Origin of the sequence: Streptomyces sp. HNM0574, assembly GCF_012726235.1 — a bacterium.
Lineage (GTDB): Bacteria > Actinomycetota > Actinomycetes > Streptomycetales > Streptomycetaceae > Streptomyces.
Map to the genome: position 1 here is coordinate 25,584 of NZ_JAASAH010000022.1, position 15,208 is coordinate 40,791.

A 15,208-nucleotide genomic window follows, 5' to 3' on the forward strand; every position below is an offset into this window, starting at 1 on the left:
GCTTCCCTCGGGTCCCGCTGACCAGCGCGGCCGGGTGGCCGGCGGCCAGTGTATGCAGACGCCTTCACACTGTCCGGCGGCCACCCGCACACCTTGTGAATCAGCGGCTCACCCGTCGGCGGAACCCCGCCCCGTCACCGTCCCTGGAGCCGGCCCGCGATGGCGCGGACGTCGCCGAGCTTGCCGTAGAGCTTCGCGCCCGGGCAGTCGGTGCTGAAGCCGTCGCGGTGCCCGGAGATGGTGTTGAGCGTGACCTTCCGGCCCTTGGGGTACTTCGTGCCACCTCCCGAGACGACCGTCGTCTTTCCCTTCGCGTTGGCTCCGTGCAGGCCGAGCTTCCAGGCCGTCAGCTTCGCCACGCCCTCGACGGCCTCCCGGGTGGGCGGCGCGCTCGCGTGCGAGCCGATGACGGCGATGCCCGTGCTGTTGCTGTTGAAGCCGTAAGTGTGGGCCCCCATCACGGGATTGGCCACACCTCCGGCACGGCCCTCGTAGATGGTTCCGCACTTGTCGACGAGGAAGTTGTAGCCGATGTCACGCCACTTGCTGCTCTTGACGTGGTACCGGTAGATGCTCCGGATGATCGACGGCGCCTGCTTGCAGGAGTAGTTGTTGCTGGTCGCGGTGTGGTGCACGAAGGCCGTCTTCACGGTCTTGGTGTAGCCGAACTGCTTCTCGCGCAGGCTCTCGTCCGCGCCCCAGCCCTTGCGGGTGACGATGCCGGGACGCGGTCCCACGTGGCCGCGTGCCGCGTCGCGGAGCTCCGGGCCGTACGCGGCCTCGGTGTCGTCCTTGCTGAGGGCCGGGAGTTCGGCGCTCTTCTCCAGCAGTTCGTTGCCGCCCGCGGTCCGCTCGGGTGCGGTCCCGGTGCTCTCGGTGCCCTCGGGGGCCTCGTCGGTGTCCGGGCCGGCGGCGCCCTGGCCGGTGCCGGAGCGGCCCTCGGCGGGCGGTTCCTCGGCGGCGAGCGCGTCGGCGTCCTCGGTCCGGCCGACGGACTGGGCCGTCATGCCGTGCGCCGGGCCGCCGGGGTTCCCGTGCCGGACGGCGGAGGCGGGGCGCTTCTCGGGGTCGGGTCCCGGGGAGACGAGCTCCAGGCTCATGCCCTTCGGCAGCCCGTGGACGACGGCGTCCTCGCGCTTCTCCTCGCGGGCCTCGGCGGCCTCCTCGCGCTTCTCCTCCTCGGCCTCGGCGGCCTCCTCGCGTCTGTCGGCCGCGTCCTCCCGCCGCTCCTCCTTGGCCTCGGCCTGCTCCTCGCGCTTGTCGGCCGCGTCCTCCCGGCGCTCCTCGCGGCGTTCGGCCTGCTCCTCGCGCTTCTCCTCGGCGCGCTCCAGCGCCTCCTCGCGCGGGGAGTCCTGCCGGTCCGCCGTGCCGTGCGCGTGCTTGCCGCCCTTGGGCCCGGGGACGACGCGGACCTCGACGCCGTCCGAGTCGCCGACCCAGAGCGGGGCCGTGGCGCCGCGGGCGCGTTCGCCCCGGCGTTCGGCCGTCGCGGAGTCGGGGCCGTCGTCGCTGTGCGACTCCAGGTTCTGCCAGGAGGTCCACTTGCCGCTGCCGGTGGCGCGGGTACGCACCTGGATCGTCCCGTCGACCTTCGCCTCGGGGTCGTCCCAGACGACGCCGACCAGGGAGAAGCGGTCGACGTTGCGGCGCTTCAGCTGGCCGGCCCGCTCGGGCCCGGCGGTCCGGCCCGCGGTGGCGGACAGCAGGTCCTTGCCGTCGGAGGTCCGGGCGGAGAGCGGCAACGACTGGGTGCTGCCGGGCAGTTCGCGGCCCTTCGCGCGGCCGGTCTTCTCGTGCGCCGCCTTCTTGCCGGGTGCGGCTCCCGGGGCCGGGGCGGGGGCTCCGGCCGTGTCGGCCGCCGCGCGGACGGTGCGGTCTGCGGAGTCGGAGGGGTGGGCTTGGCCGGCGGACACGGCGGGGGCGAGCGGGAGCAGCAGTGCCGCTCCGCAGGCGACGCCGATCGAGGAAACAAGGTATGCACGCATACCAGTGATCGTGGCCATAGTCGGACAAATCTGTCTATTCGGGATCTGACGCTTCGTCGGCCGGGCGGGCGCCCCCGCGACGGCGGCCGGGCTCGGCTCTGACGCCCCGCCAGCTGGGCCCCCGCGTACCCTTGCGCGGATGAACGCATCTGCCCGCACCCCCGCCGACCTGCTGCGTTCCGCGCTCGCCGCGGACCCGGCCCGCCCGCTGGTGACCTACTACGACGACGCCACCTCCGAGCGCGTCGAACTCTCGGTCGCCACCTTCGCCAATTGGGTGGCGAAGACGGCCAATCTGCTCCAGGACGAGTTCTCCGCCGAGCCCGGCGACCGGCTCGCGCTGCTGCTCCCCGCGCACTGGCAGACCGCGGTCTGGCTGCTCGCCTGCTCCTCCACCGGCGTCGTCGTCGACCTGCACGGCGACCCGGCCGGCGCGGACCTCGTCGTCAGCGGGCCCGACACCCTGGAGCGGGCGCGGGCCTGCTCGGGTGACCGGGTCGCGCTGAGCCTGCGCCCGCTCGGCGCGCGCTTCCCGCAGCCGCCGGAGGGCTTCACGGACTACGCCGTCGAGGTGCCGGGCCAGGGCGACCGGTTCACGCCGATCGCGCCCGTCGAACCCGACCAGCCGTTCCTGGTGCTGCCGGACGGCCGTGAGCTGACGGGGGAACAGACGGTCGGACTCGCGCTGTCCGACGCGCGGGAGCGCGGCCTGGCCGAGGGCTCCCGGCTGCTGTCGGTCCTGCCGTACGACGGCTGGGACGGGATCAGCGCCGGGCTCCTCGCCCCGCTCACCTCCGGCGGCTCGACGGTGCTGTGCCGGAACGCCGAGGGGCTGGACGCGGCCGCGCTCGACAAGCGCCGCGAGAGCGAGCGCGTGACCCACACCGCGAGCTGACCCGTCCGGTCCGGCGGGAGCCGTACAACCCTCGGTGCGGTCCGGGGGTCTGTACGGGGAGAGGCGGGCCCCCGCGCGGGGCCGGCCTCGGGCTCCCGCGGGCGCGGGGGCGGGAAGGGGTGAGGCGTGCGGGGCCGGAGCGGAGGATTTTCCGAGGCCCCTGTGAAGAAATTGCGCAGCATCCGTGAGCCGCGCTTTCCGGCAATGGCCTATCGCCTTCCGGAACCCCGGCGGTACGGACCAATCGCCTTGCCGGTACGGAATGTTGTACGCGGCGACCTTCGTCGCGGTGCGAACTCGTGCGCACCGTACGGAATATCCCCCCGGGGCACGTTCGATTTTCTCCGCACCGGGCCGGGACGGGCGGCTCCGATATCCCTCCCCCGCGGAGAACTGATGCAGACGCAAGTGGCTCTCAGGTGCGCGGTGTTCACAACTCCGCGCACGCGTCGTCGCCCTGTGCAAGGAGAGCGTCACGCACCGGAAGTAAGGCGTCGCCATTACCCGGAGAACCGGACACCGATCACCTCGGCCCGCGCCTTGAATTCCCCGTACCCCGCACCGGGTTCACGATCGGACGCGGAGCGCAGCGGTGACGGCACTGCCGGTGAGGAGGTCGCTGCGGGCCATGTCACACGGGTGCCGGACGCGAAAGCCGTGGCGTACGGGGAACGCCGCGACCTCCGGAAAAGATGGCATGCCCGTGACGAACCGCGCAGGGAATGGGGCGAATTGACCAGTTCTGAGTTCGTGGAATTTGTCACCGGCGTCGCTACCCCGCGAACCTGCCGGATAGTGTGGCCGCTCCGGTCCGCCCCGAGGGGGCGACGCCAGGCGGCAAATGGAGGACTTACGCAATCGTGAACGCGCGAGGCCGTGGGCACGCGGGCGATATCGATCCCGCCGATCAGTGGGTGTTCGACCCGAACACCGGCAGCTATGAGCTGCGACTGACCCCCGCTGCTGCCGACTCCCCGAGTCGCTCAGCCAGCAGCCGTCCCTCAGCGCCGCGTCAGAGAAGATCCACGGACGGCGAGACCGTCTCGATTCCCTCCGTCTCCGGGAAGCGCGCCGGAGACCGCACCTCGGCCGGGGGCGGCGTCGACCCCACCGAGGACGAGTCGCGGCTGCCGGGCCAGCGGCGCCGCGCCCGCGCCGCCACACCGGCCTCGGCCGGCGGCGGACGGCGCGCGGCGGGCAAGACCCCGGCGGGCGGCGGGGGACGGCGCAAGTCCCGTGCCAAGGCCGGGACTTCGGGCAAGCAGAAGGCCCTGCGCTGGGGCGGCGGCGCCCTCGGCCTGCTGCTGATCGCGGGCTGCACCGGCGGGTACTTCATCTACCAGCAGCTCGACGGCAACATCAACAAGGTCGACGTCGGCATGAACAACGACGCGGTCACCGACGGCCCGGTGAACATCCTGGTGATGGGCACCGACGCGCGTGAGGGCAAGGGCAACACCGGTTACGGCGACACGGGAAGCGTCGGCCACGCGGACACGACGTTCCTCTTCCACGTCTCCGAGGACCGGACCAACGCCACCGCGCTGTCCATCCCCCGCGACATGCTCACCGACATCCCCACCTGTCCGACCAAGCAGCCGGACGGCAGCATCGAGAAGATCCCCGGCGAGCAGAACGCCCGCTTCAACACCAGCCTGGGCCAGAGCGGCCGTGACCCGGGCTGCACTTGGCGGACCGTCGAGAAGCTCACCGGCGTCAAGATCAACCACTTCATGATGGCCGACTTCAACGCCGTCAAGGAGCTGTCCACCGCCGTGGGCGGGGTCGAGGTCTGCGCCGCCAAGCCGATCAACGACCCGAAGTCGCACCTCAACCTGGAGGCGGGACGTCACACGCTCAAGGGCGAGGACGCGCTCGCCTTCGTCCGTACCCGGCACTCCGTCGGCACGGGCAGTGACCTGAGCCGGATCGAGCTCCAGCAGCAGTTCCTCAGCTCGATGATCCGCAAGATGCAGTCCACCGACACCCTCACCAGCCCGTCGAAGCTGATGGACCTGGCGAACGCGGCGACGAAGGCGCTCACCGTCGACGAGGGCATCGGCAGCGTCAGCAAGCTGGTGGACCTCGCGAACGACCTCAAGCGGGTCGACACCGACAAGATCACCTTCGCGACGGTGCCCGTCGTGGACAACCCGGAGGACCCGGCCACCGTCATCCTCGACGAGGCCAAGGCCAAGCCGCTGTTCAAGATGGTGCAGCAGGACAAGTCGCTCTCCGGAACCAAGAAGAAGGAGAAGAAGGCCGAGAAGCCGGCCGCGGCGAAGAAGGTTCCCGCCTCCGAGGTGGCGGTGAACGTCGCCAACGGCGGCGGCCCCGGCGGCGCCGCGCAGGAGACCGTCGACTGGCTGGCCCTCAAGGGCGTCACCAACTCGGCGAACGCCGGCAACGCGGGCGAGCAACTGGAGCGCACCCGCCTGCAGTTCACCTCGGACCAGGCCGGCCAGGCGGCGACCCTCGCCGCACTGCTGGACCTCCCGAAGTCCGCGATGAAGCAGGTTCCGTCCACATCCGGGGAGGGAATGGACCTGACACTCGGACAGGACTTCACCGGCCCCGGCGACCCCGTCTCCGCACCGGACAAAACCCCTGAAGGGGTTCAGAACGTCAACGCGGGCAACAAGAACATCTGTGCCAAGTAACCTCTACCCCCGGCCCGCCGACGCGCGGGCCGGGGCAAGCACCACCAGGTAAGAACAACGGGGAGGTCCCGTGCGGCCAGACAGCAGCCGAGGCCGGAAGGCAGGCGGCGCCGTGCCCACGGCCGGGGACCGGGGCTGGGACGACTCCCTGTACGAGGGCGGCACTTCGGGCCCGGAGGCCGGTGCGGAGGCCGGCTCCCCCGGCCCGCCCAAGAAACGGCGCTTCCTGCGCTGGTTCGTGCTCGCCCTGTCGCTGCTGATACTCGTCACCGCGGGCGCGGGATACGTCTACTACCAGCACCTCAACGGCAACCTCGGCAAGGACGTCCTCAACCTCGGGGACAACCGGCTGGACCGCAGCGGCCCCAACGCGAAGGGCCAGCGTCCCCTCAACATCCTGCTGCTGGGCTCCGATTCACGCGGTTCGAAGAAGAACGTCGAACTCGGCGGCGCCAAGGCCGAGCAGGGGCGCGCCCCGCTCGCCGACGTCCAGATGCTGCTGCACGTCTCGGCCGACCGCACCAACATGTCCGTCCTCTCCGTCCCCCGGGACACCAGGGCGACGATCCCCAAGTGCACCGACCCGGACGACGGAACGGTCTACCCGGAGACGACGGCGAAGATCAACACCAGCCTCCAGCGCGGCGGTCCCGGCTGCACGGTCGCCACCTGGGAGGAGATGACGGGCGTCCCGATCGACCACTTCATGATGATCGACTTCGCCGGCGTGGTCTCCATGGCGGACGCCGTGGGCGGCGTCCCCGTCTGCGTGGACCAGAACATCTACGACCCGCGCTCCCAACTCCGCCTGAAGAAGGGCGAGTCGGTGGTACGCGGGGAGCAGGCGCTGCACTGGCTCCGTACCCGGCACGGCTTCGCCGACGGCTCCGACATCGGCCGCGCCCGCGCCCAGCACATGTACATGAACGCGATGGTGCGGCAGTTGAAGTCCGGCACCAAGCTCTCCGACCCGGGCCAGCTGCGCTCCCTCGCCGAGGCGGCGACGAAGGCACTCACGGTGGACGAGGGCCTCGGCTCCGTGAAGGACCTGTACGACCTCGGCAACGACCTCAAGCGCGTCCCCACCAAGCGCATCACCATGGCCACCATGCCGTGGGAGTACGCGCCGGGCGGCTTCGTCATACCCAAGGCGGACGACGCGGAGCGGACGTTCTCGCTGATCCGGCACGATGTCGCGCTCGACGGGCGGGACAAGAAGCGTCCGAAGAAGGACAGTTCACCGGAGCCGACGGAGCCTTCCGCGCCCAAGGCCGAGATCCCGGTGGTCGTCATGAACGGCACGGGCACCGCGCTCCAGGCGCCGGTCACCGGCCGGGCCGGGGCCGTCGCGGGCACGCTGAACCAGCAGGGCTTCGCACAGGCGGCGGCCGACCGGACGCCCAAGTCGCAGGCCGACACGACGGTCAGCTACGGGCAGGCGGGGCAGCGCGGGGACGCGCTGGCCGTCGCCAAGGCGCTGGGCCTGCCGGAGCGGGCGGTCAAGCACTCGTCGGCGGTGGCCGAGGTCACGCTGGTCGTCGGCACGGACTGGCGCGAGGGCACGCGCCACCCGGGCGGCTCCGGCGACGACGGCGGGGCCGACAAGGCGCCGGCGAACAAGGCACCGGACAGCGCGGAGGCGCTCAACGGTGACGACAAGGGGGCCTGCATGGAGGTCAACCCGTCGTACACGTGGTGAGGGGCGCCCCGTTCAGGGGCGCGCTTGTCACGTCGTACGGGGTGGCCCGGTGACGGCATGGAGCACCCCGCGCGTGGGTGACCGCGCTGCGCTTGCCAGCCCTGCGCCTAAGGCGCAGTCCTCCCAAGCGGGGCGAGCCCGCGATAAGGGGCGCGGGGAACTGCGCGAAAACCCGCGCCACGACGAAACCCGCGCCCCGCGACGCGCCCCGAAGGGGCACCCCGCGAAGGAAGCGGAACGTCAGCTCGCGTCGGAGGCGAGCACCGGCTCGCGCCGGCTCGCGATGACCTTGCGCGCCAGCTTCTTCGGGCTGGTCAGAAAGCCCCAGCCCCACGACATGTGCATCGTCGCCAGCGCGACGGGAATCTGCGCCCGCGCCTTCAGCGGCAGCCCCTTGCCTGCGGGCAGTGACCCGGCGGTGATGGCCGCGAGGTACCCGGCCGGGAGCACGAAGCCCCACGGGGTGACCGCGACGCCGGCCACGGCGCCCGCGGCGACGGCGCACACGGCCGTCGGCGGCGCGAGGTAGCGGAGGTTGATCGAGCCCGCGTGGTACCGGGAGACGACGTGCCGCCAGCGCCCGTAGTTCTTGTACTGCTTGGCCAGCGCGCGGACGCTGGGCCGCGGCCGGTACGAGACCCGCAGCTCGGGCGAGAACCAGACGCGGCCGCCCGCCTCGCGGATGCGGTAGTTCAGCTCCCAGTCCTGGGCGCGGATGAACTCCTCGTTGTAGCCGTCCTGCTGCTCCAGCACGTCCCGGCGGAAGACGCCGAGGTAGACCGTCTCGGCCTCGCCGGACTCGCCGCCGGTGTGGAAGGCCGCGTTGCCGACGCCGATCCGGGAGGTCATGGCGGCGGCGACCGCGTGCTCCCAGTCGTTCTCGCCCTCGGCGTGCATGATGCCGCCGACGTTGGCCGCGCCCGTCTCCTCCAGCAGCCGTACGGCCGTGGCGATGTAGTTCGGCGAGAGCATCCCGTGCCCGTCGACGCGCACCACGACGGGGTGGCGGGACGCCTTGATCGCGGCGTTCAGCGCGGCGGGCGTCCGTCCGGTCGGGTTCGGCACGGTGTGCACGCGGGGGTCCTCGCGCACCAGCTCGGCCGCGATCTCCTCGGTGCGGTCCTCGGAGGGGCCGACGGCGATCACGACCTCCATCTCACCGTCGTACTCCTGCTCCAGGATGTGCCGGACGGAGCTGCGCAGGTGCCGTTCCTCGTTGAGGACCGGCATGATCACGGAGACGGCGGGGAGTTCCGTGCGCGGGGTGGCGGAGGAGCTATCAGTCACGGGCTCACGTTACCGCGAACGAGCGACACCCCCGCACGCCAGCCGGGTGCCCCGGCCCCGCTGCGGCGGCGTGTATCCGTGGTTGCACATCGTATGGGCCTACTGTCGGCGAAGTCCCCGAAAGCAGACATGTGCGACAGTCCGTCGAGGTGCGGGCGACCGGAGCCGCGCCCCGTTCCGGCCGCGGCCCGGCGGCCGTTCCCGACCGCCGCTGAGGAGTCCCGTTGCCCGGACCGGAGCGTCGTCCTCGCCCCTCGCCCGCCTCCCGGCGGCCCCCGCACGGACAGTGGCACGAGGCCCCCGGCAGACCCCCGCGCTCCCCTCGCCCCGGCGGACGTGACGGACGTGACCCGCGTCGTGCCCGGCGGGCGCGGCGGCCGCGCTGGGGGCTGCGGATCGCGGCGGCGACCTCGGCGCTCCTGCTGCTGGCCAGCGGGGTGGGGCACGCGATGGTGAGCGGGCTCGACTCGGGCGTCCGCCGGGTCGATCCGTTCGGCGGGCTCGGCGACCGGCCCGAGGCGGGCAACGGCGTCAACTTCCTCGTCGCCGGGACCGACGGACGGGACAAGCTCAGCAAGGAGCAGCGCGAGAAGTACCGGCTGGGCGGCACCGCCTGCAACTGCACGGACACGCTGATGCTGGTGCACCTGTCCGCCGACCGGAGCCGGGCGAGCGTGGTGAGCCTTCCCCGCGACACCTACACGAAGCTGCCCGCGCACACGCACCGCGGCAAGGACGGCAAGCCCGTCGAGCGGCGGGACGAGCCCGCGAAGCTCAACTCGGCGTACGCGCACGGCGGCCCGAACCTCACCGTCAGCACCGTCGAGAAGCTGACCCGGGTGCACATCGACCACTATCTGGAGGTCGATTTCGGCAGCTTCATGAGCACGGTGGACGTCATCGGCGGCGTCCCCGTCTGCACGACGAAGCCGCTGAAGGACTCGCACTCGGGGCTGGACCTGCCCGCCGGGACGAGCAGGCTGAACGGCGGCGAGGCGCTCCAGTACGTCCGGGCCCGGCACCTCGACGGGGGCTCCGACCTGGGCCGGATGCAGCGGCAGCAGCGTTTCCTCGCCGCGCTGCTCGACGAGGCGACCAGCAGCGGGGTGCTGATGAACCCGGTGAAGTTCAACGAGCTCGCCTCCACGCTGCTCAAGTCCGTCCGCGCCGACCACGGCTTCGGCAGCGAGCAGATCGTGGCCCTGGGCCGGGTGATGCGGAACTTCACGCCCGCGTCCTCCGAGTTCGCCTCCGTACCGCTGGCCGACCCGGGGCACCAGGTGCCGGGGCTGGGGTCGACGGTGAAGTGGGACGAGGAGAAGGCGGGCGAGCTGTTCACCGCCCTCCGCGAGGACCGGCCGCTGGCCCGGCAGACGGAGGCCCTGAAGAAGCAGCGCGCGCAGGAGCGCGAGGAGGCCCGCGAACGCCGCGCCCAACCGGAGGACGCGAAGGCCGAGGAGAAGGCAGACGAGAAGGAGAAGGAGAAGGGCCCCGCGCACGTCGAGGTCGCGCCGGGCTCGGTCCGCGTCCAGGTGGAGAACGGGACCTCGGAGACCGGCACCGGGCACCGGGCCGACCGGGAGCTGGGCGACGCGGGCTTCGCCACCACGGGCACCCCGCGGAACGCCAAGGACCGGGACGTCGAGCGGACGGAGATCGCCTACGACCCGCGCTGGGACCGTTCCGCGCGCTCGCTCGCGGCCGCGCTGCCGGACGCGAAGCTGGTCAAGGACCCGGGGCGCGGGCCGCAGATGAAGGTCACGGTCGGCGCCGACTTCGAGAAGGTGCGGCCCGTGCGGCAGTCCGTCGCGGACGGTCCCCCGGCGGGGCGGAACGACGGCGGCGCGGTCACCGGCGACCAGGTCACCTGCAAGTGAGCCTCAGACGTTCTTGGCCTCTGCGGGCGGGGACCACTCGCCCTGCTTGGCGTCCCGCAGTTCCTTGATCGCGCGGCGGCGGGCCAGCCGGTGGGTGCGCCGGATCTGCGCCTCCTGGTAGCGGCGCCGGTCGCGGTCGGTCTCGGGCAGCACCGGCGGGACGGCGCGGGGCGTGCCCTGCTCGTCGACGGCGGCGAAGACGAGATAGGCGGTGCCGACCTGGGTGGCCGGGGTCGACTCGTTCCAGCGCTCGGCCAGCACCCGGACGCCGACCTCCATCGAGGACCGTCCCGTCCAGTTGACCTGGGCCTTCACATGGACGAGGTCGCCGACGCGCACCGGCTCCAGGAAGACCATCTCGTCCATCGAGGCGGTGACGGCCGGGCCGCCGGAGTGGCGCCCGGCGACGGCGCCGGCCGCGTCGTCCACGAGCTTCATGATCACGCCACCGTGGACGGTGCCGAGGAGGTTGGTGTCGTTCCCCGTCATGATGTGCGACAGGGTGGTGCGGGAGGCGGCGGTCGGCTTGCCCTGGGGGGTGCCGTCCTCCGCGGAATCCTGGTCGGTCATACAACCCACCTTATGCGCGAGCGTCCAGCAGACATTTGGGACGCCTTCACCGTTCTTTGCATCAGATCTGCTACAGCCGCCCCGGGAAGCGGGACCCGGGGTGTGATCCGGACACGCCAAGCGTGCACACTGCCGTGCATGAACGAGTGGCCCGACGGCAGGACCGACGACTCCCGGCACCAGTACGGGCGCGGCAGCGGATCGCCGACGCCCGACCCCACCCGGACCATGCCGCACACCCAGCGGCCCGGCGTACCGCGCCAGTCCAGAGGCGGGCGCGGCGCGGGTCCCGGCGGTGCGCCGTACGACTCGGGCTACAGCGAGGGCCAGGTCTACGGCGGCGGTGGCCGCGGCCGGGGCCAGGGCCCGTACGAGGACTACCCGTACGACGAGCGGCGGCGGCCCAACTGGGGCCGCAGGTTCAAGGCCGGTGTGATCACGCTGGTCGTGGTCCTGCTGGCCTGGTCGATCGGCACGTACTTCTGGGCCGACTCGCAGCTGCGGCGTGAGGTCGACCTCAGCATCGTCGAGGACCGGCCCGAGGCGGGCGACGGGACGAACTTCCTGATCGTCGGCTCGGACAGCCGCGAGGGGATGTCCGAGCAGGAGAAGAAGGACCTGCACACCGGCTCCGCCGAGGGCAAGCGCACCGACTCGATGATGATCCTGCACGTCGGGGACGGCGAGCCGACGCTCATCTCGCTGCCGCGCGACTCCTGGGTCGAGATCCCGCCGTTCACGGGCTCCGAGTCCGGCAAGCACTTCAGCAACACCCAGCAGACCAAGCTCAACGCGGCCTACTCGCAGGACGGCGCCCCGCTGCTGGTGCGCACCGTTGAGCACAACACCGGGCTGAAGATCGACCACTACGCGGAGATCGGCTTCGGCGGCTTCGCGAAGATCGTGGACGCGGTCGGCGGCGTCGAGATGAACATCCCGCAGGACATCAAGGACAAGAACTCCGGCGCGGACTTCAAGAAGGGCAAGCAGGTCCTCGACGGCAAGCAGGCCCTCTCCTTCGTCCGCAACCGGCACGCGGGCACCGGCGACAGCGACCTGGGCCGGACGAAGAACCAGCAGAAGTTCCTCGCCGCCCTGGCCAGCCAGGCCGCCACCCCGTCGACGATCCTCAACCCGTTCGCGCTCTACCCGACGCTGGGCGCGGGCCTGGACACCCTGGTCGTCGACGAGGACATGGGCATGCTCGACCTGGGCTCGATGTTCTTCGCGATGAAGGACGTCTCCAGCGGCAAGGGCAAGTCGATGAACATGCCGATCTCCGGCACCGCGCCGATGGGCTCGCTGCAGTGGGACCCGGCGAAGAAGGAACAGCTGATCCAGCAGCTGAAGAACGACGAGCAGGTCACGGTCGAGGCCGACCGCTGACGGCCGGCCGCCGCCGCTCGCACACGAGGCCGCCCGCCCGTCCGGATCACCGGAGGGGCGGGCGGCCTCGTGTGTGCCGTCAGTCCTTCGCGCAGAGGCAGAAGGGGTGGCCGACGGGGTCGAGGTAGACGCGGAAGTTCCGCCTGCCGCCGTCGTCGCCCTGCGCGAGGGTGGCGCCGAGGCCGAGGACGAGCTCCTCCGCCTCGTCCATCCGCGCCGTCGGCACGTCGAAGTCGAGGTGCAGCTGCTGGGCGTGCTCCAGGCTCGGCCACTGCGGCGGCTGGTATCCCGGGGACTCCTGGAAGGCCAGGACGCGGCCGTCCGGGCCTGCCACGTCGACCCAGTCGGGCTCCTCCCGGTCCAGCACCTTCCAGCCCAGCACCTCCGCGTAGAAGCGGGCGAGGCGGAGGGGGTCGGGACAGTCGAGGACGGTGACGCCCATCGTCACGATGCTCATACGGGGTTACCCCTTCGAGTCATGTAGCGGTAACGAACGCGGTTACCCCATGATGCGCCCCTGGCGGTAACCTGGCAAGGGTGACGGACCGTACCGCCCCCGAACAGCTGATCCTGGCGCAGGAGTTGGCGAACACGCTCGACGTGGACGCCGGGTCCGACGCGCTCGCCGAGGACGGGGGCGTCGCCGCCTTCGCCGCACGCCTCGGGCTCACCGGGCTCGGCCTGACGGAGCGGGACGCGGACGCGCTGCGGGAGCTGCGCGAGGCGCTGCGGGCGGCCTGCCTGGCCCATACCGGGACGGACGCGCCGCCGGAACAGGTCGCCGCGCTGGGACGGTGGTTCGCCCGCGCGCCGCTCGCGCTGAGCGTGGACGCGGCGGGTGCGGCGCGGCTGCTGCCGGCCGAGGGGCTCACCGGCGTCCCGGCGCTCGCGGCGCGGATCGCGGCCGGGGTCGCGGAGGCGCGGGCCGACGGCAGCTGGCAGCGGCTGAAGGCGTGCCCGGCGCACGACTGCCTGTGGGTGTTCTACGACCGCAGCCCCGCGGGGCGGGGCCGCTGGTGCTCGATGGCGGTCTGCGGCAGCCGCGCGAAGATGCGGGCCTATCGGGCGCGGCGCGGGGGGTGAGGGTTCTTCTCGGGGCGCCCCGTCTTGTGCGGCGGCCGTCGGGGCTCGGGGTTTGCGCAGTTCCCCGCGCCCCTGTTTGCGGGCCCGCCCCGCTTCTTCGGGTGCGGCGGCGCCGGGGCTTTTTCGCGCAGTTCCCCGCGCCCCTTATTCGTGGGCTCACCCCGCTTCTGCAGGTGCGGCGCCGTCGTGGCTCGGGTTTTCGCGCAGTTCCCCGCGCCCCCTATCGCGGGCCCGCCCCGCTTGGGAGGACTGCGCCGAGGCGCAGGGCTGGCAAGCGCAGCGCCCGCCCCGGCGCGGGGTGCACAACCGCCGTCACCGGACCACCCCGTACGCCGTGGCCGTTCGCGCCGTTCCCCGCGCCCCCAAGAAGCGCAGTTCCCCGCGCCCCTGAGAAACCGCTCAGGCCGTGGGGCGGCCCAGGGCGCGGAAGGTCCAGCCGGACTTGCGCCAGAGTTGGGGGTCGAGGGTGTTGCGGCCGTCGAGGATGTGCCGCTGGGCGACCGTCTCGCCGAGCGCCGCCGGGTCCAGCTCGCGGAACTCGGCCCACTCGGTGAGGTGCAGCACGACGTCCGTGCCGCGTACCGCCTCGGCCGCGCTCGCCGCGTAGCCCAGCGTCGGGAAGAGCGCGCGGGCGTTCTCCATGCCCTTCGGGTCGTAGACGGTGACCTGCGCGCCCTGGAGGTGCAGCTGCCCCGCGACGTTGAGGGCCGGGGAGTCGCGCACGTCGTCCGAGTCGGGCTTGAAGGTGGCGCCGAGTACGGCGACCCGCTTGCCGAGCAGGGCCCCGCCGACGGCCTCGCGGGTCAGCTCGACCATCTGGGCCCGGCGCCGCATGTTGATGGAGTCGACCTCGCGCAGGAAGGTCAGCGCCTCGGAGGCGCCCAGCTCGCCCGCGCGGGCCATGAAGGCGCGGATGTCCTTGGGCAGGCAGCCGCCGCCGAAGCCGATCCCGGCGCGCAGGAACTTCTTGCCGATCCGGTCGTCGTGCCCGATCGCCTCGGCCAGCTTCACCACGTCGCCGTCGGCGGCCTCGCAGACCTCGGCCATGGCGTTGATGAAGGAGATCTTCGTGGCCAGGAAGGAGTTCGCCGAGGTCTTGACCAGCTCGGCGGTCGGGAAGTCGGTGACGATGAACGGCGTGCCCTCGGCGACCGGTGTCGCGTACACCGCGCGCAGCAGCGTCTCGGCGCGCTCGCTGCGGACGCCGACGACGATCCGGTCCGGGTGCAGGGTGTCCTCGACGGCGAAGCCCTCGCGGAGGAACTCCGGGTTCCAGGCGAGTTCGGCGTCGTCCCCGGCGGGGGCGAGCTCGGCGAGGCGGGCCGCGAGCCGGTCGGCGCTGCCGACGGGGACGGTGGACTTGCCGACGACCAGCGCGGAGCGGGTCAGGTGCGGGGCGAGCGAGTCGAGCGCCCTGTCGACGTAGCTCATGTCGCAGGCGTACTCGCCGTGCTTCTGCGGGGTGTTCACGCAGAGGAAGTGGATGTCGCCGAACTCGCCGGCCTCCGCGTACGAGGTGGTGAACCGGAGCCGTCCGCTGGCGCCCTCGTGGCCCGCGACGTGGCGGCGCAGCAGCTCGCCGAGGCCGGGCTCGTACATCGGGAGCTCGCCGCGCTCCAGCATGGCGATCTTCGCGGGGTCGATGTCGAGGCCCAGCACCTCGAAGCCCAGCTCGGCCATGGCGGCGGCGTGGGTGGCACCGAGATAGCCGGTGCCGATCACGGTGATCCTGGGCTTGGGCGTGGACATCTAAGGGGCACTCCTGT

11 protein-coding genes are annotated in these 15,208 nt (G+C 72.2%); 6 read left to right on the top strand and 5 right to left on the bottom strand.

The annotated features are described in order from the left end of the window. Nucleotides 1-134: 134 nt before the first annotated feature. A complete protein-coding gene (locus tag HCC30_RS28890) occupies nucleotides 135-1,985 on the bottom strand; it encodes a peptidoglycan recognition protein (protein WP_240979920.1) in 1,851 nt (616 codons plus the stop codon). 139 nt (nucleotides 1,986-2,124) lie between these two features. Here HCC30_RS28890 and HCC30_RS26540 point away from each other — a divergent pair, with 139 nt between their 5' ends. The 3 genes from HCC30_RS26540 to HCC30_RS26550 all read left to right on the top strand — a co-directional run bounded on the left by HCC30_RS26540 (nucleotide 2,125) and on the right by HCC30_RS26550 (nucleotide 7,239). Next, the gene (locus tag HCC30_RS26540; protein ID WP_169445424.1) at nucleotides 2,125-2,880 is read left to right on the top strand and encodes a TIGR03089 family protein; all 756 of its coding nucleotides are present in this window, start codon (nucleotides 2,125-2,127) and stop codon (nucleotides 2,878-2,880) included. A gap of 860 nt (nucleotides 2,881-3,740) precedes the next feature. Beyond that, entirely contained in the window at nucleotides 3,741-5,540 is a 1,800-nt protein-coding gene (locus HCC30_RS26545; protein WP_169445426.1) for an LCP family protein, read from the top strand. A gap of 112 nt (nucleotides 5,541-5,652) precedes the next feature. Next, nucleotides 5,653-7,239 (top strand): LCP family protein, encoded by a 1,587-nt coding sequence (locus tag HCC30_RS26550; protein WP_346776823.1) that lies wholly within the window; start codon nucleotides 5,653-5,655, stop codon nucleotides 7,237-7,239. Between the two features lie 240 nt (nucleotides 7,240-7,479). Here the strand turns inward: HCC30_RS26550 and HCC30_RS26555 are convergent, their stop codons facing one another. Beyond that, nucleotides 7,480-8,526 carry a glycosyltransferase family 2 protein gene (locus HCC30_RS26555; protein ID WP_346776824.1) on the bottom strand — a complete coding sequence of 349 codons (1,047 nt, stop codon included), beginning with the start codon at nucleotides 8,524-8,526 and terminating at the stop codon, nucleotides 7,480-7,482. Between the two features lie 224 nt (nucleotides 8,527-8,750). Here HCC30_RS26555 and HCC30_RS26560 point away from each other — a divergent pair, with 224 nt between their 5' ends. Next, complete coding sequence (locus tag HCC30_RS26560) at nucleotides 8,751-10,403, top strand: LCP family protein (protein WP_240979921.1); 1,653 nt, start codon at nucleotides 8,751-8,753, stop codon at nucleotides 10,401-10,403. Nucleotides 10,404-10,406: 3 nt separating this feature from the next. Here the strand turns inward: HCC30_RS26560 and HCC30_RS26565 are convergent, their stop codons facing one another. Then, nucleotides 10,407-10,973: an acyl-CoA thioesterase gene (locus HCC30_RS26565; protein ID WP_169445429.1), complete on the bottom strand. Its 567-nt coding sequence runs from the start codon at nucleotides 10,971-10,973 to the stop codon at nucleotides 10,407-10,409. Between the two features lie 138 nt (nucleotides 10,974-11,111). Between HCC30_RS26565 and HCC30_RS26570 the strand changes: the two genes are divergently transcribed. Beyond that, nucleotides 11,112-12,359, top strand: coding sequence for an LCP family protein (locus HCC30_RS26570; RefSeq protein WP_206324361.1), 1,248 nt, complete (start codon nucleotides 11,112-11,114; stop codon nucleotides 12,357-12,359). 79 nt (nucleotides 12,360-12,438) lie between these two features. On the opposite strand, the gene HCC30_RS26575 is transcribed toward HCC30_RS26570, so the two are convergent. Beyond that, on the bottom strand, nucleotides 12,439-12,816 hold the full coding sequence (locus tag HCC30_RS26575; protein ID WP_169445431.1) for a VOC family protein: 378 nt from the start codon (nucleotides 12,814-12,816) through the stop codon (nucleotides 12,439-12,441). An 80-nt stretch (nucleotides 12,817-12,896) separates the two neighbouring features. Between HCC30_RS26575 and HCC30_RS26580 the strand changes: the two genes are divergently transcribed. After that, nucleotides 12,897-13,442 carry a CGNR zinc finger domain-containing protein gene (locus tag HCC30_RS26580; protein ID WP_169445433.1) on the top strand — a complete coding sequence of 182 codons (546 nt, stop codon included), beginning with the start codon at nucleotides 12,897-12,899 and terminating at the stop codon, nucleotides 13,440-13,442. Between the two features lie 399 nt (nucleotides 13,443-13,841). On the opposite strand, the gene HCC30_RS26585 is transcribed toward HCC30_RS26580, so the two are convergent. Then, a complete protein-coding gene (locus HCC30_RS26585; RefSeq protein ID WP_169445435.1) occupies nucleotides 13,842-15,191 on the bottom strand; it encodes a UDP-glucose/GDP-mannose dehydrogenase family protein in 1,350 nt (449 codons plus the stop codon). Nucleotides 15,192-15,208 lie beyond the last annotated feature (17 nt).

Excerpts from the sequence above, each read along its gene's own strand:
- HCC30_RS26540 (WP_169445424.1), top strand. The coding sequence starts at position 2,125 with ATGAACGCATCTGCCCGCACCCCCGCCGACCTGCTGCGTTCCGCGCTC.
- HCC30_RS26570 (WP_206324361.1), top strand. The coding sequence starts at position 11,112 with ATGAACGAGTGGCCCGACGGCAGGACCGACGACTCCCGGCACCAGTAC.
- HCC30_RS28890 (WP_240979920.1), bottom strand. The coding sequence starts at position 1,985 with ATGCGTGCATACCTTGTTTCCTCGATCGGCGTCGCCTGCGGAGCGGCA.
- HCC30_RS26565 (WP_169445429.1), bottom strand. The coding sequence starts at position 10,973 with ATGACCGACCAGGATTCCGCGGAGGACGGCACCCCCCAGGGCAAGCCG.
- HCC30_RS26585 (WP_169445435.1), bottom strand. The coding sequence starts at position 15,191 with ATGTCCACGCCCAAGCCCAGGATCACCGTGATCGGCACCGGCTATCTC.
- HCC30_RS26575 (WP_169445431.1), bottom strand. The coding sequence starts at position 12,816 with ATGAGCATCGTGACGATGGGCGTCACCGTCCTCGACTGTCCCGACCCC.